This is a genomic window from Paraburkholderia agricolaris, assembly GCF_009455635.1.
Taxonomy (GTDB): Bacteria; Pseudomonadota; Gammaproteobacteria; order Burkholderiales; family Burkholderiaceae; genus Paraburkholderia; species Paraburkholderia agricolaris.
Genome location: NZ_QPER01000001.1, coordinates 17,207 through 40,681 on the forward strand (window position 1 = coordinate 17,207; position 23,475 = coordinate 40,681).

A 23,475-nucleotide genomic window follows, 5' to 3' on the forward strand; every position below is an offset into this window, starting at 1 on the left:
GCGCGATGGGCACCAAGTGGCACTAGGTTCGATAGTAGATCAAAGCGCCCTCGCCTAAGCCTCACGTTGGGGGCACTTTCAAAGATCAAAACTCCTCTCGCCTGCCCTGCAGGCCTAAGCGAGATTGTTCGATTCTCTTCCTCGGCCGGCCGTTGCCGAGCGCTCTGTTACGCGGCCCTCATGTGCTAGCTGTAGTGAACACGACAGCAGCTCTTACGTTCATGCTGCTGCCTTAGCTAACTGCAGGACTGGCATTGGATCGCGTGAGGACCGTCATAAGCGCGCAACAGTCTTAATGATTTAAGATTGAAATTGACGAGTATGCCGATTCTGGCTCAAGCTATTTCCCAGAATGCGTGTTCATCATGCTAATGAATTCATTGTCTGCAGCAATTCTCAACTATTCCCGAGAAATTTTTCATCCCATGGCCATCCCTGACTATCAGACTTACATGCTTCCTCTCCTTCGCCACTTGGCGGACGGAAAGGAGCACTCGCTTCGAGAGACTGAAGATGCACTCGCTGAGCATTTCAAGCTCTCCGCAACCGAGCGCGCAGAACTGTTGCCAAGTGGCCAACAGGGGATCTTCAAGAACCGTGTGGGCTGGGCACGAACGTACCTAAAGAAGGCGTCTCTTCTTGACGCTCCGCGACGTGGTGTCTTCAAGATCACCGAAAGGGGAATTCAGACGCTCGCATCTAATCCGGCCCGCATTGACGTGAAATATTTGGAGCGCTGGCCTGAATTTATCGAGTTTCGCGACACGGCAAAACCGCCCGGCGAATCAGCTCCGGCTGCCGACTTACCCGCTACAAAGAATACCCCGGAGGAAGCGATTGAACTTGCCTATCAGGGACTACGGGAACAACTTGGGCTGGAACTGTTGTCTCGGATACTTTCGTGCTCACCTACATTTTTTGAGCAACTTGTCGTTGAGTTGCTCGTGGAGATGGGCTACGGTGGGTCGCGCCGCGATGCCGGGGAAAGAGTGGGCCAGACCGGTGACGGAGGTATTGACGGAATTATCAAGGAAGATCGCTTAGGACTCGACACAATTTTTATCCAAGCGAAGCGTTGGCAAGGAACAGTTGGTCGTCCTGAGATCCAGAAGTTCGTGGGGGCACTTCAGGGGCAGCGTGCCAAGAAAGGTGTTTTCATCACGACCTCGACCTATACCGCGGAGGCGACAGAATACGCTTCACGGATCGATACGAAGGTGGTTTTGATCGATGGAAAGCAGCTCACCGAGCTTATGATTGACTTTGATGTCGGGGTCTCAGGCTCCGCATCGTATATCGTCAAGCGTATCGATTCGGATTACTTTGAGGATGCCTGAGACGCTCATTATTCCCCTCTCGACTTGTGACGCAGCGAAGAGTTTGCGAAGCGGACATTTCATTCACTGATTCGGAGCTGGCAGTCTCCGCGGCTGCCAACGATGGTTTGTTTAAGTGGGCGTAATAACCAACCTGCCGTGCTGTATATCTACCCGAATCCTCCCACTAATCTCAAACCCCGCCTCCTCCAACCACCTCCCCGAAAGCCGAATCCAAGGCGCGGGCGGCAAATCTGGAAAAAATTTGACATGATCCGGCGCGAACGTTTTCATCGGCCGTGGGCGTCTTTGTGACGAAATGGTCAAGATGCGTTGGGTTACGGATGCAACTGCTTTATGATTGGCGTCAGCCATGATCAACTCCTAGTGAAGTTAGGGTTGTTTGCGGTCAGCGGGTCGTGTGGGTGGCAGCCCATGCGTCCCGCGCTTCATCTCCTTCCTCGTTCTCCTTGATGCTCGGGTCGGCGCTTTTGCGTCTCCTTCTACCTTCCAGCGAACCAATCGTTCAGTGATGCTTTATAAACTTAACGCGGCGTGATGATCGGCTATGTTGTTAGGCATCCGATACATTTTCGCGCATTGTCGAGGGTTGTGCAACAGTATCGAACGCTCGATGAACAGCAGAACAGGGCGCACATTTCATCGCCAGCTTTGAGACAGGCTCGCCCTGACAGACGTCGTATGAGGTCAAGCTGGTCGAAGCCCGACCGACGCCCCGCATCGCTCGACTTTCCGCCCTAAGCAGATCCAACCAAGCCTCAATAAAACCCACCGCAATGCCTAATGCATATTAGAGCGTCTATATAAGAGATATTTAACATTTTTCAATAATTCAATTTGCGCCACCCCGTAAATGTTTTGTAAAATCGCGCGATTAGCGAGGCGCGTGAAAAGCAAAGCGAACTAAAAAGAGGCGGCACATGTGAGCACATCACATAAGCAGTAGCGTGAGCGGCGGCGCCAAGCCCAGCGCCTCACAACAAACGCATCAACCAAATAAATCAGCCGTTTAAATCCGAGCAACAAATCCGGCAATAAGAGAAATACTCAAAACAAAAGCCCGCCAGAACCCGAGAGCCAAACAACCCATAACGCCCCCGCGACAGACACCCAAAGAGACCACCGTGAATTCCGCCGACCTGCTCCGCGCCTTTGCCTCCCCGTCCCTGACGCAAGCCAATCGCGCCTTCCGCCTGCACTGGGGCTCAGCCCAGTCGAGCCTTGAGCAAGTGCTGATCGCGCATCGCATCGACATCAGCGAGGGCCTGTGCTCAGGCATTGTGGGTCACGTGACGTGTCTGTCGACGCGCGCGGACTTGCCGCTCAATGCGTTCATCGGCTTGCCGCTGTCGGTGCAGATGGTCACCGACCGTGGCGCCTTGCACCCGATCTGCGCGATCGTCACCGACGCGCGCGCGGGCCAGTCGGACGGGTCGCTGGCGACCTACCAGTTGACCATGCGCGATGCGTTATCGGTGCTGGAGGGGCGAACCAATACGCGCATCTTCCGCACGCTGAGTGTCCCCGATGTGATTGAGAAGCTGCTGGGCGAATGGCAGAAAAAGAGTCCGGCGCTCGCGCGCGCGTTCGATTTCGACCTGTCGTCGCTGGATCGCGCGAAGTATCCGGTGCGCGAGACGCTGTTGCAGTTTCACGAGTCGGACGCGGATTTCATCCGGCGGCTGTGCCGGCGCGATGGCATCGCGTGGTTCACGGCGGCGGGCAAGCGGGGCGCGGCCCCATCGTCCGACGGCGCCGGTGAGTCGCCGGTGCACACGCTGGTGCTGCTGGACGACCCGATGAAACTGCCGAAGTCGTCGGCCGGCACGGTGCGCTATCACCGCGACGCGGCCACCGAAGCGCGCGACTCGATCACGCTGTGGTCGGCCTCGCGTCAGCTCGTACCGGGCAACGTGCAGCGCGCGAGCTGGGACTACAAGAGCGCGACGGTGGCGCAGGCGTCGGAGACGAGCATCGTCGATCAGGGCGAAGCCGGCAACGACCTCGCGCAGCTGCTGCGCGATGCGGTCATCGACGTGCCGCACGCGGGCGATTCGTGGTCGGACTATGAGCGCGTCAGCAAGGCGCGCATGCTCGCCCATGAGTTGCGCTCGGCGAATGTCGATGGCGTGAGCGGCGTGCGGGATCTGGCTGTCGGCAGATGGTTCGAGTTGACCGGGCATCCGGAGGTGGATACCCATCCGCAGGAGGAGCGGCAGTTTATTGTCACCACGCTGCATCATCGTGGAGAGAATAGTCTGCCCAAAACGCTGAATGAGCGCGCGCAGGCGTTGTTTGAGGCGAATCGGTGGAGGGTGGAGGGGCCTTCGAAGGTGGCTGCTTCTGCATCGTCGGCTGGGCAGGGAAGGGCGGCGAGTAGTGCGGATGAGGAAGAGAGCCGCTATGAGAACACCTTCAGTTGCGTGAGGCGTGGTGTGCCGCTGACGCCGGCCTATGATCCGCGGATCGATTTGCCGCGGGTTTATCCGATTACCGCGCTGGTGGTCGGGCCGCAGGGCGAGGAGGTGTATTGCGATTCGCTTGGGCGGATCAAGGTGCAGCTTCAGGGCCTGGATCCGGATGATCATGCGCACGCGCAAGGGGCGGGTACGAGCGGGACGGATAAGGACAGCGCGTTTGTGCGGGTGAGCAGTAGTTGGGCTGGGACGAACTACGGGCACGATACGTTGCCGCGCATCGGGATGGAGGTCGCGCTGGATTTCCTGAATGGGGATCCGGACAAGATGTTTGTCACCGGTGTGCTGCACAACGGGCCGAATAAGCCGGCGACGTTTAGTCATACCGGGGCGTTGCCGGGGAATCGGTTTTTGTCGGGGGTGAAGACGAAGGAGATTAAGGGTGCCCGCTATAACCAGCTCCGCTTTGACGACACGGCAGGGGAGATCAGCAGCCAACTGGCGAGCGAGCATACCTACAGTCAGTTGAACCTCGGGTATTTAACGCAACCCCGCGATAACGGTACCGGCGAAGCGCGAGGCGAAGGCGCGGAATTGCGTAGTGACGCCAACGTCGCAATTCGCAGCGGCAAGGCGATGCTGATTTCGGCGTGGCAGCGGTTGAACGCGAAGGATGGGCAACTGGCGCGCGATGAGTACCTGCAGCTGATGCAGGAATGCGTCGAACTGTTCAAGAGTCTGGGCGACTACGCCGCGCAGCATCAGGGCGTCGCGATGGACACGCAGCCGCAGACCGATCTCGCGACTGCGGTGAAGTCCTGGAGTGACGGGAAGACATCGAGCGGCAGTGGTGATGCGTCGTCACAAGCCGTTGTCGGCGTGACTGCGCCAGCAGGGATCAGCATGGCGACGCCGAAGACCGTAGCGACTTATGCCGGCGGCAACGTGGATACCGTCGCACAGAACCATCTTCAACTGACTGGCGGCCAGCGCGTCAACGTCAACGCGGGCCAAGGCGTCTCGCTGTTCGCACATCAGAACGGCGTGTCGGCGATCGCGAATCTCGGCAAGGTGCGCCTACAGAGTCAGGCCGACGATACGCAGATTGATTCTGCGAAGAACATCCTGCTCACCGCTGCGGGTGGAAAGCTGTCAGGTATGGCAAGCGATCAGGTCGTGCTGGTCACTTCCGGCGGCGCGTATCTGAAGCTGCAAGGGGCAAATATCGAACTCGGCTGCCCAGGCAGTTTCACGGTCAAGGCCGCAGGTCATACGTGGGCGGGTCCGGCCAGTATGAGTGCCGACATGCCGAAGTTCGACAACGCGCCGCTTGGACGAGTACCGAAGCTTGTACGTGCGACCGATGGGCAGGCCGTGACAGGCATTGACGCAGAGGTACAGAAAGCCGCTGGCGACGTCGTCAAAGGTCAAACCGACGCGGCCGGCAAGCTATCGCCGATCAGCAGCGACCAGTTCCAGCAACTGGCCGTGAAATTCTTCAAAAAACCTACCTAATTGAACCTCGGGGCATCACAACAACATGGCGTTCCTGAATCCAGACAATCGAGTGCAAGTAGGATCGTGCCAGGGAACCACGCTCTTCGATACCCAGAACGAACTGATCGGCGTCATGCAAATGCCGCTGCCGGGTATCGTAATCTTCGTACACGGCGTGAACTCAGATGGCGAATGGTTTAAGGCGAGCGAAGAAGGGTTGTGTGCCGGACTGAATCGCCGGATGGGCCGCTATGACGACCAGTTGTTTCACTTCGGCCCCGTTGCGGGACAAATGTCACCGGCTAGCTACATCGAAAGCTTGACCGCCGACGGCTTCATCAATCCCAATATGAAGCCGGACACCTACATCAATCCCGATCCGTCGTTTTCACCGGTGATCCATTTCAGGTGGGGGTACAAGGCGAACAAGGAGGAACTGAAGCGGTACGGCGATAAGGTTATGCTCAATGAGCAGAACTATTGGGGAGGTGGCCCCTTCGCGAACGGCTGTTCGAGCCTTCCGGATCTGTGGCACGAAGGATTGAACGATCGGCTGTTTCTCTGGATCACCGTCCAGCATTTGAACTCAGTCAATGCCCGCAAGGTGTACGCTACGCCGCCCCGCACGTACGGGGTGCTCGCGGCACTGCGGCTGGCCAAACTGATCGAATCCATCCGGAAGAAACAGGCAGACGTGCCGATCACAGTGGTGTGTCACAGCCAGGGGAACATGGTGGGAATTGCCGCCGCTTTTCTGGGCGATCGCCTACCCGAAGTAACCGATCCACTTGGGAAGAGCGGTCGCTGTGTCGCGGATAGCTATGTCCTCGCCAATCCGCCATATAGTCTTGTCGCTGAATTGGGCACAGACAACTGGGCGCAACGCGGTGTTCGCGACTCGTCTGGCAATGTGGGGCGCGAGATATTCGAGGCTCGCAAAGAGACGTTGAAGGAGTATTTCAATATTCTGCGAGCGCGGGCAGATCTGGAGATGGAGGCGGCGGAACTCGACCAGGCTATGGCGAATTCACGTCCTTCGAAAAATGGCGGCAAACCGTACGCTGCAGCGACAGATCGTGCGGCACATGGATTGAACAACAAGACCTACGGGCGGGTGACGCTCTATTGCTGTCCTCACGATCAGGTCATTTCCGCAACGACGGTACAAGGGATCGGTTGGAGAGGATTGAATCAGGACGAGATCGAGAAGACCGGAGGAGATGGTGTGTTCACGCAGCGAGTGTTCGCCTCGGGTTTCGAGGTAGGCGGCGACCAACCCTCTTATGGCTATTGGAAAGATGACTGGCGCAAGGACAAGAACCAGACACAAGGGTTTTGGTTTCCGCCATCGCCGAAAGCGCGCTTTGCGCTGGGGCGCGCGCTGCATTCGAATCAATCGACCGGGGCCAAGGTGATGACAGCTATCACCAGTCCGGTTCTCTATCTCTTCAATTTTACTAGCGTGCCCGTAAATGCTGATCCGCCAAGGGATTGGGTCGTGCCAGTAACAGCACCCAAGCTTGATGAATCGACACGGTTCAAGCCGCAGGCGATTCGGTACGGAAAAGTGTCCGAAGTGAAAGACGGCGATGATACTAGCGATTTTAACGAGGGATACGACCCGTCTGCCGCTGCACGCAACGCGGATAAAACCAACCTTCAGGACAGTGACCCCTACGACAGCTTCAAAGGAACTGGCGCGCTAGCTGCGCAAGGCAACGAGCAAACCGAAGCGGCACAGAGGTATGAGGACCACGCGGTGTTGCGGATGGAAGCTCGACGGACCAAGAACGATGGATGGCTTGACGAACAGGGCAATGTGGCGGGTGAGGATGATCCGACCAAAGCATCCGCGGACTATACAAAATGGCGAGATGAACAGATAACGGAGTTCCTTCGCGAAGGCGAGGAAAACAATCCGACTAATCACTCGACGATCATGACTAACCCGATGCATGCGGAGAAAGCACTGGCATATGATGTGGCAGTTGGTCTGTGTTATCTGTCGGACGCCGATCTACATGATCTGCGCTTAGAAGCTGACTGGCGGTTCGTCAGCGGGTTGAGCAAAGACAATCCGAGCGTGAAATTTGCTGAGTATTTCCAGTATGGGAAATATCAGAAAGTCTTTCTGTCAGACTGGGTCAAGACGGACGCTGACGCGAAGATCCCTGAGAAGATCCATGACCAACGTGATGGTGGCTTCTTCTTGAAGGTGGGAGGCTATCTATGAGCGCATTTATCGCGACTCGACCGCGCCGCTTGGGTTTGGCGATCAGCGTCATGCTGCTTGCAGCCGTGCTGTCGTTAGTATTCATGGTTCGTTCGAACGGGGTAGCCCTACAACTTTCGAGTACCGAGGAATTGATGAAACGTCTGGTCGTGTTGCCTGGCCTACTGGCCATTGCCTTCTTTGTGTTGACCACCGCGCTGGTCAGTCAACGGGCGCAAGCAAGTTCCACGGTGCCAGCTGCCACGCCAGTCGCAGCAACCGGAACTACTCGCTCTTTTACCGCGCAAGTGGTCGGAGTCGAATGGCTGAACCCGCTGCAGCGACGCGACTATCCGACCGAATGGCAATTGCTGTGGACGCTTGGGCTTGTTAAACCCAACAAGAACGACGACATGGTGAAGGCCGACGCAACGAAGTTCACCACGCTTCAAGCGGTTGCTTCTATCGCTGACGCAAGTAGCGGCCGGGAAACACTGAACGGTTACTACCAGAAATACATCGACCAATTGCTGGTACTGTTTGGCGATCCCTATGTGATGAACCCCAAGTACTTTTATACCGTCAAAGCGGAGGATCGCAGGAAGTGGCGTGAACTGGCTGGCATGCGTGTGGAGTTGGCAATACCCAGCGGACGCCTTGATCCCGAAGAGGCAAAAAAGTACTTGCGCGATCAGGTCGTGAACGCATTTGAGATCGGGAACCGTTCGGCTACCGATTTGTGGAGCCACGATACACCTCCCGACGTACACGTCACATCCGGCGGCCCCAACGCAGGTTTCACGTCCTTAAACGCTGCACTCGACTATCTTCAGACTCGTCCTCAACAGAGCGTCTGGGTAATGAACTGGGACGCCCCGAGTTACCCGCCGAAGTTCCGGCAAATCAACGAGAACCTGGTCTTGCTGATTCTGGCCGGACCTGAAATGAAGACCGAGCGCGAACCACTCGCGTGGATCGGCCGGGCGGCAACGGGCAATGTGAAGGACTTTGACGCGAAGGCAGGCACAACGCGCGCTGTACAGGCATGGAAATCGACCATCGAGGCCGCAGCGCAAAACGCCGGCAAGAATCTGCATGATATTCAGTACATCATCCACGATGCAGGGAAAGGCTCGGATGCAGCGTCTGAACGTATCGGTTCACTGTCCCGTACGCTAACGGAAAACTTGCCTGAGTTCGACTATCAGAAACAGACGTTCAATACGGCGGGATTGCTAGGCGATATGGGCGCGGGGAGCGCGCTGACAAACGTGGCGCTGGCAATTGCACGCGCAAACCATCTCGGCGGCAGCGTACTTGTTACAGGGACGGCCGATCAAGACCATCCGGTTGCCGTTGTGGTATCAGCACCGTCAAAACTCACGCCCATCGTTGCGGATCAGGACTGGTTTCGCGCCCGTGGTGAGAACAACGCCTATCTTCCGTGGTGGGGGCGTCGTCATGACACGGACTATAAACAGCAAGGCTACTCGTACTAGGAGCGGGTCAGATGCGCGGCATCATTCGTGTGGGAGACGCAACCAGTCATGGCGGCAGGGTGACGACCGGCAGCGCAGTGAGTGAGGTCATGGGCAGGCCAGTCGCACGAATCGGCGACATGTGTATATGTCCCATCGCGGGTCATCAGACCTGCGTGATTGTGGAAGGGGATCCAAACGTGAACGTCGACGGAAAACCTGCGGCCTTTGACGGACACAAGACATCGTGTGGTGCGACACTCATATCGTCGATGCCGACGTCGGGAATAGCGTAGAAACCGGACAATTCTGGGTGTCATCGTCGGCATCTCCTCCACACATCTTCCGCCTGCGCTGGGGCTCAGCCCAGTCGAGCCTTGAGCAAGTGCTGATCGCGCATCGCATCGACATCAGCGAGGGCCTGTGCTCAGGCATTGTGGGTCACGTGACGTGTCTGTCGACGCGCGCGGACTTGCCGCTCAATGCGTTCATCGGCTTGCCGCTGTCGGTGCAGATGGTCACCGACCGTGGCGCCTTGCACCCGATCTGCGCGATCGTCACCGACGCGCGCGACTCGATCACGCTGTGGTCGGCCTCGCGTCAACTCGCGCCGGGCAACGTCGATCAGGGCGAAACCGGCAACGACCTCGCGCAAGTGCTGCGCGATGCGGTCATCGACGTGCCACACGCGGGCGATTCGTGGTCGGACTATGAGCGCGTCAGCACGGCGATGCAACAGTGGGTTTCCTCATTCCTTTTCATGACACCCGCACCAGCAATATTCGTTTGAGCTGACATGTTATGCATGCCGTACGGCGTGCCAATTATTCGGATCTGCCCGCGAGGCTCCATGAATTTGACATCAATTAAGCGGAAACAGTTACGAGTCTTCGCGTTGTTGCCTCTCATATTCCTTTCTTTTGCTGCTTGCTCTATGGATGACCTGCCCCGCAACATGTCCCTGAAGGCCTTCGATCCGCATCGCGCCGATTTCGTGTGCAAGCACGAGGCAGATGCTGTTCCACCGGTCGATCCAGAGGCTGAGAAATGGTTTGAGGAAGGCCTGTCTTTAACCAGCCCACTGTTGTGGCCGGATAAGCGCGACTACAAGAAGGCTGTCGAACTTTGGACGAAGGCAGCAGATCGCCAGCACTGGAAGGCCATGATCAATTTGGCTAACGCATATGCCGAAGGTGAGGGAGTTGACCGCGACACTGAGCATGCGGTTCAGATTGTCGAAGCAGCTATGAAGTTAGGAATCCCGGCCGCCTTTGATTTGATGGGCACATATCATATGAACGGCGTGGGTGTGAAACAGGACGCGAGCCGTGCTTATGCTTTCTGGGAGTTGGCTGCTGACAAAGGCAGTCCGAGTGCGCAAGCATATATCGGTTCAAAGCTGGTAGGAACGTACGACGATCCTAAGGCCGGGTTCTGGGGGAACCGAAAAATAGCACTGAAGATGCTGGAATGCGGTGTTGCGCAAGGCAACGGTGACGCCGCGTACGCCCTCGGCGTTACCCTAAAAGGGACGCGCCGCGAATTGGACGAGGACAATCAGCGAGCAGTCAGAGTCCTTCAGGAGGGCGTCAAATTCGGTAACGCCGACAGCGCAAATTACCTGTTTTCCGTCTTTAACAACGGCGACGTCATGGTTAATCACGTGATCGACCACGCACGAGCGGAAAGATATAACGTGCTGGGCGACGTCCTTGAGCGCAATCCTGACCTCAGGTTCCCCAACCTCGATAAAGTGCTTCCTCTGCCGCCAGCGCCACTTCCTAAATGGGATGGAAATAAACAGACTCTAATTGATGCGGCTAAGGCAGTTGTGCCGAAGGTATCAGCGCTGACTGAGCCAGCATCACACTCTATCGCCCAACTGAGTGGCCGAGCTCATATTCCGGAGGGCTTCACTCTCCCCGCCAAGCCGTTGATCGCAGTCCCCGCTCAATATGAAACAACGGCCGCACCTGTGACCGGCTATTGGCTGGCGCAACTGACTCACCCTCGCAGCGAACGCCACACTCAATGGAATACCCAACAGGTTGCTTTGCGTTATGAAAAAGACGAGCTTTTCGATCGCACTCGCCCTGGACTTGTACCGGAAGACGGCCGGCTCCTGTTTCACTACGTGGGGGAACCGATACCGCAAGCGATTCCAGCGTCAGCGAACACACATCCTCGTGTGGCACAAGGATTAGCTCGCGAAGCGACATTTGCCGAACCGGCGATTCAATGTCGTGGCACGCGTGCCTGTCCGTCGACGGGTATCTGGCAAGGCACTGTTTCAGCCGATCATCCGCAAGCCGCGACCTTCAACCAATGGTATCGACAGGCTTATGTACTGCAGGGGCAGCCGTTCCCGGATCCACGCGACGTTCATCTCAGCGTTGAACCAAATCAGATCACTTGGGTTTGGTGGAACCAGGCCAACCATCTCGGCTTCGGAAAGATTCCGCAGGTGAGCGTGGGTGATCAGGTACTCGAAGCGTAAGGAGGCACGATGCGAACATCAACATTGGGGAAGCTCGTCACTCTGGCCGGTGTGGCTATAGCGGTTTGGTCAGTATTGGCCACTATGGCGGCGGTGGTCTGGACAGCATCCGGCTCGACAGAAACCAGCCCCACGGCGGATTTTGCGTCACAAAACCTCTTCGTTCCCGGCGTACTCGTGTTTGGTATCGGCGTGGTGATGTGGATTGCGGGGCGACACAACGAAAGCGAGGAACCATCGTCCGAGAACGCCGAGAGGCGAGACAGTTCTGAGTCGGCGGAACAGTGACGGACGCATCATGAGTTCTCAAGAAATAATTCTTAAGCACGATATGTGGCGCAAGGGTGTTGGCGGGGCGCCAGCCGGACTTTCTGGGCAGTCCGATAGCTCGTCCTATAGCGGCCTGGATCTGGGGCTAGCGCAGTTCGTCGGCAGTACGTTTTCGGGTAGCAGTTTCACTGGCATTTCGTTCAAGCAGGCTGTGTGGACGAATTGCCAGTTCACCAACTGCACGTTCAGCACTTGCGATTTCTCAAACATAGCGATTACTGATTGCACTTTCGACCACTGCACGTTGGAAGAAGCGCAGTTTAAGGACAGTACGCTGGGGAAGGTCCGATTCAACCAGTGCAGTTGGAACGGCATCAACTTCGATCATGGACAATGGAGCGACGTCCAAGTGCTCGGCTGCACCGGCACTACCGTAGAAGCCCACGGCTTGAAAGGCGAGCGTGTGGACTTTACAGGTAGCTATTTCGAGCATCTTGAGTTTGAAGACACGTTGCTCAACGTCGGTAACTGACGCTTGAAGAGGCACTACGACTCGAGTTGTGGATACAGGGCATAAGAAACACTCGCGGCCGACGAGGCACTTTCTCAATTCCTCTATGGCTGGACGGTCCGCCTGATGTGTCGGGGACACAGATATCGATATGAGTGAACATGTACGAGGTTGGCTGATTCCGCTGCTGATTTTGGTGGCGGTCGTTATGTTTGGACACGCCGCAATTGCGGGTACTTCAAAACAAACGCAAGGCAATGAGAAGTCACCGACTGATCCACTCGGCGCTGCGTCCGCGCTCGTGGTGACACCAACCGACGCACGCTTCACACTTGAAATTCGCGGCCTTGGCGTGGTGGTGGACAAATATCGACAAGGGGCTCTACTGAACCGCCTGGATGAAACTGGTCCTAAGGGCACGCTGCTATCACAGAATCCAAAGGACTATCCATGGCCAAGAAATGACCGCTCGTTTGCAGCCGATCAACGCGAAGGCAATGCATTGGAATATGCACTGCCGAACGGATGGGTCGAGCGCTGGCCGATCCCAACGATGGTCATCGGTCCCGCACGCAACGAACAAGACAAAGATGCGGACCGAATTGAAGGCCATGTCGTCTCCGCCCGTCAGAAAGCGGGGCTGGGAATCACGCTCTTCGTCCAGCTTGGTGCCATTCAGGCCAATGACAGCGACAGCGGTATTCGCACCTTGTTTCGAACATTTGAGCAGCACCCGGACTTGCCCGCCGTCGTCGTACTGGTAAATGATGGTGTCTGGACCCGCAACTATATGGGCACTCCCGGGACGGAGCGACCTGAGAACGGCAATTCGGTGCCTAAACAGCCAGACAGCATTGTGGCGCTGCTGGTAAGCAGGAAAGATCGCGTCGATCGCGACGTACGTCCCTACGTTATCGATGTTCCGTACAAAATCAATTTAAACGATACCAGGTACGACGTTATCAAACTGTGGAACTACTATTGGACACAGGAAAAAATCTTTGACAAGACTCATCCTGGATTCATGACATCGGACTATTGGCAAAAGCTGGTGCCCGGATTGGAGAACCAGGTGGACAACCGAGGCCCCGGCGACTTCAAACCGAATCCATGGGTACCGATCCGCTGGACCGACTGGCAGCTTAAGCAATATGACGACGCACCGCTGCTTGGCTATCTCCATCGCCCGGTTGAAGTGTCCTTCACCGACGAACAGGGCGCGCCGCTGAAGCGCCTCGCGCGCGTCGCCAAACTGAAAGAAGGCTGGACGCAGGCAATAGGCGCCCTTCCGGAGGGGCAGGCACCCTCACGTGTGTTCTTCGACCCGGGTTCATCGTCCGATTCGTGGATCGCGCTTACGCAGGCTCTGCACGGCAATGAACAACATCTGGATCTTGACGATCCGGAGGAAGGGTTCAACACGGCGCAACGCGTTGGCGATACTGGGACCGCTTCGCCGTGGGTACAGATCGGACTTGCTGTCATGCGTGGATATGCAAAGGGCGGAACGACTGCGACGGTGAATCTGCGGAACCCCAATCACGCCAGCATTGTGATGGTCAGCCCGCCTGATGACGCCTATCGCCAAAAGCATCCGCAACTGTTCGACTACGGCGTCAAGTAAGCGCGCGGATCACCATGTCTAAACCATTTATCCGTGTTGGAGACACACACAGTCATGGCGGACAGGTCGTCGCTGGCGCACCGAATTCCAACGCGAGTGGCAAAGCCATCGCTCGCGTTGGAGATCCTGCGATTTGCCAGATTCACGGGCCGACTACTATCGTGACGGGGGACAGTAACGTCAAATACGACAGCCAGTTCGTCGCCCGTGAAGGGGACAAACTGGCCTGCGGTGCGTCGTTGATTGTGAGTCAGGCTAAGACTGGCAGTCTTTGAAATCATGGGCCTTCAAGAACCCGAGGTCCTACATCGATTCGCGCAGGACTCCAGGCCGTGCCGCAGTCAGTCCGCATGACAGATGCCATACCATAACGGGATGGCACCGCGCGTGTTTTTGACAGCGTGTCCCCGCAACCGGTAAGCATTGAGGATTTAATGAAACGTCTGGACAAGTTGCCACGCCTGCTTCACTTTGTCGTGCTTGCTTTAACCGCCGTATTCTTGAATCACGAGGCGGACGCGGTGCTTCCGATGACAGACCAGACGCTAGCCAATTCAACTGGCACGGGATATCCCTTTGCTGCCCAGGTAGTCGGAGTCGAATGGCTGAATCCGCTGCAGCGACGCGACTATCCGACCGAATGGCAACTGCTATGGACGCTTGGACTTGTTAAGCCCAACAAGAACGACGACATGGTGAAGGTCGACGCAAAGAAGTTCACCACGCTCCAAGCGGTCGCTTCTATCGCTGACGCAAACGGTGGCCGGGAAACGCTGGATGGTTACTACGAGAAATACATCGATCAGTTGCTTGTGCTGTTCGGTGATCCTTACGTCATGAACGCGAAGTACTTCTATTCCGTTAAAGCGCAGGATCGGAGGAAGTGGCGTGAACTGGCCGGTATGCACGTGGAGTTTGCGATTCCGTCTGGCCGGCTCAATCCGACTGAGGCTGGGCAATATTTGCGCAAGGGCATCGTCAGCGAGTTCAATATAGGTAATGACGAATTCACTGACCTTTGGAGCCACGATACGCCTCCCGACGTACACGTCACATCCGGCGGCCCCAACGCAGGTTTCACGTCCTTAAACGCTGCACTCGACTATCTTCAGACTCGTCCTCAACAGAGCGTCTGGGTAATGAACTGGGACGCCCCGAGTTACCCGCCGAAGTTCCGGCAAATCAACGAGAACCTGGTCTTGCTGATTCTGGCCGGACCTGAAATGAAGACCGAGCGCGAACCACTCGCGTGGATCGGCCGGGCGGCAACGGGCAATGTGAAGGACTTTGACGCGAAGGCAGGCACAACGCGCGCTGTACAGGCATGGAAATCGACCATCGAGGCCGCAGCGCAAAACGCCGGCAAGAATCTGCATGATATTCAGTACATCATCCACGATGCAGGGAAAGGCTCGGATGCAGCGTCTGAACGTATCGGTTCACTGTCCCGTACGCTAACGGAAAACTTGCCTGAGTTCGACTATCAGAAACAGACGTTCAATACGGCGGGATTGCTAGGCGATATGGGCGCGGGGAGCGCGCTGACAAACGTGGCGCTGGCAATTGCACGCGCAAACCATCTCGGCGGCAGCGTACTTGTTACAGGGACGGCCGATCAAGACCATCCGGTTGCCGTTGTGGTATCAGCACCGTCAAAACTCACGCCCATCGTTGCGGATCAGGACTGGTTTCGCGCCCGTGGTGAGAACAACGCCTATCTTCCGTGGTGGGGGCGTCGTCATGACACGGACTATAAACAGCAAGGCTACTCGTACTAGGAGCGGGTCAGATGCGCGGCATCATTCGTGTGGGAGACGCAACCAGTCATGGCGGCAGGGTGACGACCGGCAGCGCAGTGAGTGAGGTCATGGGCAGGCCAGTCGCACGAATCGGCGACATGTGTATATGTCCCATCGCGGGTCATCGGACCTGCGTGATTGTGGAAGGGGATCCAAACGTGAACGTCGACGGAAAACCTGCGGCCTTTGACGGACACAAGACATCGTGTGGTGCGACACTCATATCGTCGATGCCGACGTCGGTGCTATCTCCATCAACGTCGAGAATTTAGGCTCTCGGAGCGGATCAGCCGCGTGCGAATGGTCGTTGTGTAAATAGGCGCGAGCAGCGACTTCAATCAGAGGCTCGTCCGCGTAACAAGCAGTCGATACGTTTCGAGTTCGTCGGCAGTTGAAACTCGAGCATGACGCCCTGGTTGCCTCAACCCGGCGCGCGAAAGTTTGATTCTTAGTCTTGGTAATCGGAGTACTTACGCGAATCTCCCCGGACTTTTTCGGCGGGATATTTCACCCCATTGATATCCATTTTTTCCAGGCAGGCTTGATAGAGGTCGACATCGAGCTTGTCTGCAAGTCGGACGAGGTAGAGCAATACGTCCGCCATTTCGTGACGAATGGCGGTTTGTTTGCCGTCGTCCAGTTCGCTCTTGTGTCCGGTGGTCAGCCACTGAAATGGCTCCAGTAGCTCACTCGCCTCGACGCTTAGAGCAGTCGCCAGATTCTTTGGCGTGTGAAATTTGTCCCAGTCGCGTTCATCCGCGAATTGACGAACGAGGTCACGCAAGCTAGCAAGGTCACTTTGCATTTCAAAATCTCTTCGGGGTGGTGGCTTCATCAATCAATCGGCAAACATCCCTTCCGTCAGTTTCACCGGTTCGCCATTGACAGAAAACTTGTACTGCATGATGTTCTTGTTCTCCAACGTGGAAAAGGAGATTGCCGCGCCGCTAGTCGAAAATTTCTTATTGACCTCTTCGCCTGCGATTTTTCCCGAAACAATAGCGGCAGAATACGGCGACAGAGCAGGGGGCATGCTCAAGTCTTTCACCAATTTGCGCATCTTCGGATTCTGCGCGGACTGATCGACAAGGCTCGCTTCGTAGATATATTTCCAGCCGGTGATCTTCTTGAGGTGACCCGCGATGTCGTCATCCCACCGATATTTTTTCAGCAACTCCGCCAGCGTGATAGACGAATTCCTGCTGACTTTCACGCAACAAAGCACGCTGTTCTTTGTACCGGCATCCACCAGCCCGCTGAACACCGTATCGTCGGCAATTTTTTGATCGACGAAAACAATATTGTGGCGCACCGCATTGGATCCCCCATTAGCATCGGCAACAGGAAGTTGCTCCCACACACCAACGATCGGGGCCTGTTGGGCATTCGCAAAATTGCAAATCAAAACGACAAAAACTGATACTGCGATCCTTCGCATAATTTTCCCTGTTAATGACCCGTGTCAGACCAATGCATGTTTCCATGGGAATGATAAGTTACCCCATAGCCGTCGCCAACGTGCTTCGGGTCGGCAAATGATCTGACTTCGACGTCATGACCTGCCGCATCCTTGACTCGCTTGCCCAGGTTCCGAGTGATATTCAGATGGACTGCCGCGCCATAGTTATGGCGAGGCGCTGCATTGGCGGACGAATACGGAGTTGTACTCGATTCACTATTCGCCGCGCGACCGGTGCTGGCCGTCGCCGCAACTTGCTGCGTTGACGCTGGAAGGTTATTTCCGGCAGCGCTGTTCACCGCCGTAGCCATGGCGTGCATGGCAGAGCCAGCAACGGATTTAGCGCCGGTGACTGGGATGTGTGATTGATCGGCTGGTTGAGATTGGGCATTGAGTTAGCGCCGGCGACACTGCGGATGCGCAGACATGAGCCCCTTATGCGCGATCTCGTGAGCAAGGCCTGTATTGAAGGCTAGAGTTCGCCTCGTGCGCTAAATTTCAGTCCGACCTACAGTTCGGCATACAACGGCAATAAATCCTGATCGACCAACCGCAGTTCAATCGCATTCGCGGCCGCCACATGCTCCTCCTTCGCCGCCGAAAACGGTTCATCGACGACACTGACCACAATTGTCCCTTTCTGCAACTCGCCATCCATCACAGGAATGAGGGAAGCGGCTTCCGGCACTTGCCGTGACGTGAGAACTCTCGGCAAATAAAGCATCCAACCGGCGCCGGGTCGTTTTTCGAAAGCTTGCTGCTGCGAAAAATACTTGAATGGCCCGACCTGAACGCTCGACGCGGACCAGATGCGCGCCGCTTCCGAAACAACGTCCGCGACCAGTGTTGTCTGCTGAAATCCGACAATGCCTTTCATCTGGAAGGTCACCGAGCACACACTGTCAATGCCCTGCGAGTCGGAAAAAGCAGCTTCACCGTCTCCCTCCAAGCCATTCCACACCCCGAGCGACCTGACTCTAGTGCCATTGGATAAAGCGGAACTCTTGGCCATGGCAATCGCCGCGCTGGTCGGTCCATTGGCATCGAAGGCCGCGTTTTGCAACGACGCTTTTTTCGTATCCGCCGCTGGATACCATTTGTCCACGGGGAAGCCGGCTCGCGTCAGGACGTTCGCAAACTGCCAAAGTCGATCGTACCCCGACTCGATGGTCGGCAATTGCGGGGCAGCTACGCGATAGGTGACATCAATGTTCAAATGAAAGGCCATGTTCGTCAACGTTCAGTGTTCGTACTCGTCAAAGTGGCTTCAATTCTGTGTTGACCAGCGGCGCGGTGGTGCGAAAGCTGCGGCCGAAATGCTGTTCGTACTGCAGGCCATCGACCAGCGCATACGCACGCAGCCCCGACGCATCCGCACGCAAACGCTCCAGCCGTTCAGCGAGAGTCGTTGGGATCATGAGCGCACGACAGTGGAAGCGCCCGTTTCTGCGGCATGAGCGAGGCACTCGCGACACAAGGTCGGCGCGACTGTGGACTCCGCCGCCGCGGCTGTCGTGCCCTGCATCGACGCAGGTACATTGCCGGTGGTCTCGGATTGCGCGGCGATCAACACCGCACCGCACGAAATCTTGTCGCCGTGCAACGTGCTATCGCCTTCACATGCGATCGAAGTCACAAGTCACCTGCCATCAATCTCGAATATCGAATCACGTTCAAAGCTAGGTCCGTTTGCTGTGGCGCCCACCGCTGAAGTCGACGGTGCTGACAAAGAACACACCAACGGCGAAGAACGGCAAGCCGATGACAAAGAGGATGGCAGGCAGTCCCCAGTGCTCCCAGAAGCTGTCGATCATCGCGCGATCGGGCGTATTCGCATCGTAGAGAACACTGACCTCATCACCGCTGCCGAGATCGTTATGCGATGACGACGAACCCTGCGCAAAGGTGACTTCTCTCCCCGTCGCGGTTTTGAACGCGACAATCGCCGAGTACATGTGCGAGCGCGGCTGATAAGGCCGCTCGGCTTCCTGGACTTCGACGACCTTGCCAGTCGTGCGCGTATAGCTTCCAATGATCTGCCGTTCGCGCATCGCCGAAGCGGCAGCGCCCAGCAGAAATCCCGCGCCGATGACAATCGGAATCAGGCAGATCAGTAGATTCTGTCGGCCGCGTTTGCGCCTCGCCTGCGAGTACGACGAAGGCGCGACATCTTTAACCTTGCCGCGCTCGATTACGAACATCACCACGCCAATCGCCGAAAACACCACGCTGAGCAACATCACTACGCCGACAGGAAACCAGCGCTGCCCAAAGTCGTCGATGATCGCCGAGTGTGCGGGGTCCGCAGGGTCGTAGAACACGCGCAACTTTTGGCCGATATCGTAGGCCGGCTGCGTCGACGACGTCTGGCCCGTGATCTGTTCGCGCTCGCCGCGTGCGGTCGTGAAGACAATCACGGGTTGATACGAACGCCAGCTCCGGCCGCCCTGGTCGTAACTCACCACGGTTCCTTCGGCGACCGTCATGCGATGCGTGGCGATCAGCGAAGACACGAGCCAGCACAGCGAAAAAAGCAGCGCGCCGAGACTGAGCGTCAGGATGACGAGCGTGCTTCGGCTGTGCGGCGACGGGGCGGCGGCTGAATTCATCATGAGTGGACGGTTGGAGCGTGCGTGCGCATCTCACTGACCTGTTGGCGAAGACGGGTTGAGCACGCATCGAAACCCGAGATCGGCCTTCGCGGTATCGGGCGCGAAGCCCGTGCGGTCGATGACGAGTCGCGTGCGGCTATCGGTTGCATACCGGACGCTGCGCAGGCTGCCTCGCTCCGGACCTCGCGGATCGTGCGGCGCCGCGTGGCTATAGTAGTTCTTGTCGAACCAGTCATAAGTCCATTCCTTGCCGCGGCCAAACACGTCCGACACGCCCAGCCGATTGTCGCCATACGTGCCTACCGGCCGGCTAGCCAGCGGCTCCGGGCTGGTGCCGTTCTCTTCCATTTTATCGATGATGTTGTCGAGCTGTTCGAGGTTGTATTTGCCGTCGACAACCGGCACCGCGGCGCTGGGAATCACCCACAACTCGCCGCGCGAACGTGCTGCATATTCCCACTGCGCCTCAGTCGGCAAATCGACCGGCAGACTCACGAGCTTACCGACCCATGCGCAGAAATCGCGCGACTGTTGCCACGTGATATGCGCCACGGGGTAGTCGGGGAAACGGAACTCCAGGTCTCCGTGTTTGCTGATCGCGATCGGCGGCAAGCCATTGGCGCGTGTGTAAAGGTCATAGTCGGCGTAAGTCACGCGATGCTTGAAAATCGAGTAACTGTCGAGCGTTACGTTGTGTGCGGGCGCGGCGCCGTCGTTGGCGGAGTAGGGCAGTCTTTCCTGCGACTTTTCCGGACCGAAATCGCCCATCAGGAACTGGCCGCCTTTGACGAAGACCAGTTCGCGATGCACCTTGTCCTTGAATCTGGCGAGTTCGTCATTAGAAGGCGGCGGCAACGACTTGAAGTAATCCTGCAAGATGCGGATGGTGTCGTCGTACGGCTTACCGGTTCCCCAGTTCAGCACAGTGCTGAGATGTTCCCACGTGTCCTTCTTCGGTGATGGTGTCGTAATCTCGCGGATCAATCGATCTTTGTCAGCGGGTGCGTTCACGTCGACTTTCTGTGCAAAAACGCTGCCCGACAACAGCAACGATATTCCAGCAACCAACAGCACCCGTGATTTCTCTTGAGCCAGACGAGACCGATAACCCATACAGCACCACTCCTGTATTCTCTATTGAACCGATGTCGCCGCTCAAGCCATCTGGGAGCCGTCGCCCGCGGTCGTTTTTGGATCCATCCAGGCGGGCGCGGTTCCTTGTTGCATCTGGTACGCGGCCGAATCGTTGACGACAAAGCCGAAACCCGGCGCCGGATCGACACGCATACGGCTTTCCACCATCGCCAGCTGGCCGTGCCGACGACCTGTCCGATCTCATTGCGCGCAACTTGCGCATTGCCCTTAACCGCAATTTCCGACGAGGTGAACGGGTAGACGTTCTCCAGTTCGTTCCTTATCTGGGCGGCTGCAAGAATACGGCTGATCGCATCGGTCGCTTCCAGCCGCCATTCGTCGAATCGGTCGACGATGGACTTTAACGCATAAACGATATAGCCTTTCACCTCCGCAAGACTGTTCAGCAGTGAGTCATGCGCGTTCCTGATTGCGTTGAGAAATGCCCGAGGCTGGGTACGGATAAAGTCGGTCAGCTCGGTTCTCATTTCGTCGAACGACTTGATGGTGCTTTCCGCTTTGGCGCTGGCGCGAGCGCTCGCAATAAGCACACTATGGAGCACGGGTTGCTTCTCGAGTGAACCCGGCGCCTACGGACCGTACAATGTGATTGGCTACAACTACACGGAACGAAGTATCGCCAGTTTTTGGGTCAATGGTTTCTGGGGAGCCAATTCTACGGCTCATCAGCCTGCAGGAGGCGGAAAGATAACCTGCTGCTTGAGTCTGTCAAGACGAGCAAATAATCTGCACGTCAAGATCAGATACGAACTAACGAAGGAACAGTTCGAGAACGATCTGCCGGGAGACGTCTTCAAAACAGACATTCCCATGCCTTCACTGCCAAACAAGCATGACGGATTTATCGAGTTCCACTTTCTGCCGAATCAGCGGATTGAGGCAAAGTGGGTCGACTTTCCGACAAAGCCGGAAATCCCTAATGTCGGTTCAGCAAAGCGCTAGTTGTTCATTCGGCAACATACGGGTCCTTGAGCACGCTACGGTGAAACTCGGGACCTCGTTTTTCGCGTGATCCCCAACTGAAGGCGTTCGTTGTTACGAAGCACATTTGTAAGGGAAGCGGCAGTCGCTCGCCGATCTCAAGCCAGGTAGGGCCGTAGCACTCAGTATTTCGTATCGAGCGTCGACAGGGGCAACCGTGTCGGCCGCACCTTTTGAAGTTTGGGAGTTAACGATGTTGGGCACCTTCAATTTTTTGACCGGTGAACTGGATGTCGGCACCGGGCTCGTACTCGCCCCTGGCCGCACGACCGTGCCGGATTTGATCGCAGCGGGATGGAAGGCACTGGACGCTCGCAACGGCTGGGAGTCGTTCAGCGTCGACGAGATAGTGATTTGGCGGCACTCATTTGCAGTGTCGGCCCGCTTTCGTGAGGGGACGTTCGTCGCAATCGACAGCGTTTGGAAAGACGGAAGCATTCGCAAACAGGACTGGTCGGCAACAGATGACGACCTCGTTCGTGAAAAGAAGACGTTAGCGAAACTGATCATGACAGAGGCACAAACGACGCGCGTCGCCACTTCACAAGGTGTCGATTCGTTTGTATTCAACTGGGGGACGATATCGGTACGCGCCGATCCGCGGTCAATGATGGTCATGCTCACCATCGCCTATACCGGGTAGCCAGCGAAGTCTACGGTGACGATCTTCCAAGAAGCGAGCCTCTCATCGAGAATCTCTATGAGAGACAGGCTTCTTCTCAGCGCTAATGTGTGGATCGACACGCCTGTCACCTACCTACGCCGGTGCAACGAGAAGCGCCCCCGCGGTATCGAAAACCTGACTCCTACCCATGGAAGAAGTAACACCGCTCAATACTCCGAAGCGCCGTATCGACCGGCGCTACTTTGTCCTGGCTGCTCTGGTGGTTCTTGCCGCAATAGGATTCGGATTGGATAGGAGTCGACGCGTACCGCTAATTTACGTGATTCCAGAAAGCTACGTGGGTCCGGTCGTGTCGTTGTTCGATCAACCGGATGGTGTCGAACCGACCCACACCAAGGACGGACTCGAAGTACGTGTTCCCGAGAACGGCGTTGTCAAAATCAGAACCAATCCGACACTGGGATACTCATCGGCCTTCCCGAAGAGCACGGTCGTCTTCGAACTGGAGAAGCGTGACGGTAGCCGCACGATTCTTTCCGAGGCGGTCAATCCGTGGCAGGACTACGACCAGAATGACAATCCGCATTGGAAGGTCGGTATCCGGGATGTACAAGGAAATCTGCGCATCATTCCCGTTGCCGATCAGACAGGCGGATTTGTGTTCGACGATTTCCCTGACGCCGATAAAAACCGGCCCATGATTTTCTGGCACGAGTCCTGCCAGGATCGCGTGTTTCGTCCTGACTGGAAGACATTTACGTCAGGCGAGAAGTCCGCCGAGGAACTGCACGTTCCACCGTGTGGCGAATTTGTCGTGGGCACAGTAAACCATGTACGGCAGTGGCCCGAGTGGATGTTTCTGCGCGGCAAAGGCAAACAGGAAAAACTCGGCATCAGCAATCCTGTTTATACGTCGATTCAGCAACTGGTCGACGAGGCCGACGCTCGTGTGGTCAGAAAAAATTCCGAGAACATCAACTGATTGATCCCGCATTGCTCGG

General features: G+C 56.6%; 24 protein-coding genes and 1 pseudogene. 16 read left to right on the top strand and 9 right to left on the bottom strand.

Annotated elements, in window-relative coordinates:
- Window positions 1-365: 365 nt before the first annotated feature.
- Entirely contained in the window at window positions 366-1,337 is a 972-nt protein-coding gene (locus GH665_RS00055; protein ID WP_246216116.1) for a restriction endonuclease, read from the top strand.
- A 111-nt stretch (window positions 1,338-1,448) separates the two neighbouring features.
- Here the strand turns inward: GH665_RS00055 and GH665_RS00060 are convergent, their stop codons facing one another.
- Window positions 1,449-1,691, bottom strand: a complete 243-nt coding sequence (locus tag GH665_RS00060) for a SymE family type I addiction module toxin (RefSeq protein WP_153134162.1) — start codon at window positions 1,689-1,691, stop codon at window positions 1,449-1,451.
- A 770-nt stretch (window positions 1,692-2,461) separates the two neighbouring features.
- On the opposite strand from GH665_RS00060, the gene GH665_RS00065 reads away from it, so the two are divergent.
- From GH665_RS00065 to GH665_RS00120, 12 genes and pseudogenes are all read left to right on the top strand, one after another.
- Window positions 2,462-5,269, top strand: coding sequence for a type VI secretion system Vgr family protein (locus GH665_RS00065; protein WP_153134163.1), 2,808 nt, complete (start codon window positions 2,462-2,464; stop codon window positions 5,267-5,269).
- 25 nt (window positions 5,270-5,294) lie between these two features.
- Window positions 5,295-7,484: a T6SS effector phospholipase Tle3 domain-containing protein gene (locus GH665_RS00070; protein ID WP_153134164.1), complete on the top strand. Its 2,190-nt coding sequence runs from the start codon at window positions 5,295-5,297 to the stop codon at window positions 7,482-7,484.
- On the top strand, window positions 7,481-8,962 hold the full coding sequence (locus tag GH665_RS00075; protein ID WP_174771694.1) for a virulence factor: 1,482 nt from the start codon (window positions 7,481-7,483) through the stop codon (window positions 8,960-8,962). The genes GH665_RS00070 and GH665_RS00075 overlap by 4 nt, the downstream gene beginning before the upstream one ends.
- Window positions 8,963-8,973: 11 nt before the next feature.
- On the top strand, window positions 8,974-9,237 hold the full coding sequence (locus GH665_RS00080) for a PAAR domain-containing protein (RefSeq protein WP_153134165.1): 264 nt from the start codon (window positions 8,974-8,976) through the stop codon (window positions 9,235-9,237).
- Between the two features lie 17 nt (window positions 9,238-9,254).
- Window positions 9,255-9,512, top strand: a pseudogene (locus tag GH665_RS39600) (hypothetical protein); the annotation flags it as partial.
- A gap of 279 nt (window positions 9,513-9,791) precedes the next feature.
- On the top strand, window positions 9,792-11,438 hold the full coding sequence (locus GH665_RS00090) for a tetratricopeptide repeat protein (RefSeq protein ID WP_246216117.1): 1,647 nt from the start codon (window positions 9,792-9,794) through the stop codon (window positions 11,436-11,438).
- Window positions 11,439-11,447: 9 nt separating this feature from the next.
- Window positions 11,448-11,726, top strand: a complete 279-nt coding sequence (locus GH665_RS00095; RefSeq protein WP_030102494.1) for a hypothetical protein — start codon at window positions 11,448-11,450, stop codon at window positions 11,724-11,726.
- Between the two features lie 10 nt (window positions 11,727-11,736).
- Window positions 11,737-12,240 (top strand): pentapeptide repeat-containing protein, encoded by a 504-nt coding sequence (locus GH665_RS00100; RefSeq protein WP_153134167.1) that lies wholly within the window; start codon window positions 11,737-11,739, stop codon window positions 12,238-12,240.
- Between the two features lie 130 nt (window positions 12,241-12,370).
- The gene (locus GH665_RS00105) at window positions 12,371-13,843 is read left to right on the top strand and encodes a type VI lipase adapter Tla3 domain-containing protein (protein ID WP_153134168.1); all 1,473 of its coding nucleotides are present in this window, start codon (window positions 12,371-12,373) and stop codon (window positions 13,841-13,843) included.
- Between the two features lie 14 nt (window positions 13,844-13,857).
- A complete protein-coding gene (locus GH665_RS00110; RefSeq protein WP_153134169.1) occupies window positions 13,858-14,118 on the top strand; it encodes a PAAR domain-containing protein in 261 nt (86 codons plus the stop codon).
- A gap of 159 nt (window positions 14,119-14,277) precedes the next feature.
- Entirely contained in the window at window positions 14,278-15,621 is a 1,344-nt protein-coding gene (locus GH665_RS00115; protein ID WP_246216118.1) for a virulence factor, read from the top strand.
- 11 nt (window positions 15,622-15,632) lie between these two features.
- The gene (locus tag GH665_RS00120) at window positions 15,633-15,914 is read left to right on the top strand and encodes a PAAR domain-containing protein (protein ID WP_153134170.1); all 282 of its coding nucleotides are present in this window, start codon (window positions 15,633-15,635) and stop codon (window positions 15,912-15,914) included.
- Window positions 15,915-16,090: 176 nt separating this feature from the next.
- On the opposite strand, the gene GH665_RS00125 is transcribed toward GH665_RS00120, so the two are convergent.
- The 8 genes from GH665_RS00125 to GH665_RS38615 all read right to left on the bottom strand — a co-directional run bounded on the left by GH665_RS00125 (window position 16,091) and on the right by GH665_RS38615 (window position 21,410).
- Window positions 16,091-16,447, bottom strand: a complete 357-nt coding sequence (locus tag GH665_RS00125) for a nucleotide pyrophosphohydrolase (protein WP_042275620.1) — start codon at window positions 16,445-16,447, stop codon at window positions 16,091-16,093.
- A gap of 33 nt (window positions 16,448-16,480) precedes the next feature.
- Complete coding sequence (locus GH665_RS00130) at window positions 16,481-17,080, bottom strand: hypothetical protein (protein WP_153134172.1); 600 nt, start codon at window positions 17,078-17,080, stop codon at window positions 16,481-16,483.
- 529 nt (window positions 17,081-17,609) lie between these two features.
- A complete protein-coding gene (locus tag GH665_RS00135) occupies window positions 17,610-18,329 on the bottom strand; it encodes an Imm52 family immunity protein (protein WP_153134173.1) in 720 nt (239 codons plus the stop codon).
- A 28-nt stretch (window positions 18,330-18,357) separates the two neighbouring features.
- The gene (locus tag GH665_RS00140) at window positions 18,358-18,519 is read right to left on the bottom strand and encodes a hypothetical protein (RefSeq protein ID WP_153134174.1); all 162 of its coding nucleotides are present in this window, start codon (window positions 18,517-18,519) and stop codon (window positions 18,358-18,360) included.
- On the bottom strand, window positions 18,516-18,737 hold the full coding sequence (locus tag GH665_RS00145) for a hypothetical protein (protein ID WP_153134175.1): 222 nt from the start codon (window positions 18,735-18,737) through the stop codon (window positions 18,516-18,518). Before GH665_RS00145 ends, GH665_RS00140 begins: the two co-directional genes overlap by 4 nt.
- A 43-nt stretch (window positions 18,738-18,780) precedes the next feature.
- Complete coding sequence (locus tag GH665_RS00150; protein WP_153134176.1) at window positions 18,781-19,713, bottom strand: DUF3592 domain-containing protein; 933 nt, start codon at window positions 19,711-19,713, stop codon at window positions 18,781-18,783.
- 30 nt (window positions 19,714-19,743) lie between these two features.
- Entirely contained in the window at window positions 19,744-20,724 is a 981-nt protein-coding gene (locus GH665_RS00155; protein ID WP_167530887.1) for a formylglycine-generating enzyme family protein, read from the bottom strand.
- Window positions 20,721-21,410 carry a hypothetical protein gene (locus GH665_RS38615; RefSeq protein WP_167530880.1) on the bottom strand — a complete coding sequence of 230 codons (690 nt, stop codon included), beginning with the start codon at window positions 21,408-21,410 and terminating at the stop codon, window positions 20,721-20,723. The genes GH665_RS00155 and GH665_RS38615 overlap by 4 nt, the downstream gene beginning before the upstream one ends.
- A 43-nt stretch (window positions 21,411-21,453) precedes the next feature.
- On the opposite strand from GH665_RS38615, the gene GH665_RS00160 reads away from it, so the two are divergent.
- The 3 genes from GH665_RS00160 (at window position 21,454) to GH665_RS00170 (ending at window position 23,456) form a co-directional block, all read left to right on the top strand.
- Window positions 21,454-21,810 carry a DUF3304 domain-containing protein gene (locus tag GH665_RS00160; RefSeq protein WP_246216119.1) on the top strand — a complete coding sequence of 119 codons (357 nt, stop codon included), beginning with the start codon at window positions 21,454-21,456 and terminating at the stop codon, window positions 21,808-21,810.
- 232 nt (window positions 21,811-22,042) lie between these two features.
- Entirely contained in the window at window positions 22,043-22,492 is a 450-nt protein-coding gene (locus GH665_RS00165) for a hypothetical protein (protein WP_153134179.1), read from the top strand.
- A 169-nt stretch (window positions 22,493-22,661) separates the two neighbouring features.
- Complete coding sequence (locus tag GH665_RS00170) at window positions 22,662-23,456, top strand: hypothetical protein (protein ID WP_246216120.1); 795 nt, start codon at window positions 22,662-22,664, stop codon at window positions 23,454-23,456.
- Window positions 23,457-23,475: the final 19 nt, after the last annotated feature.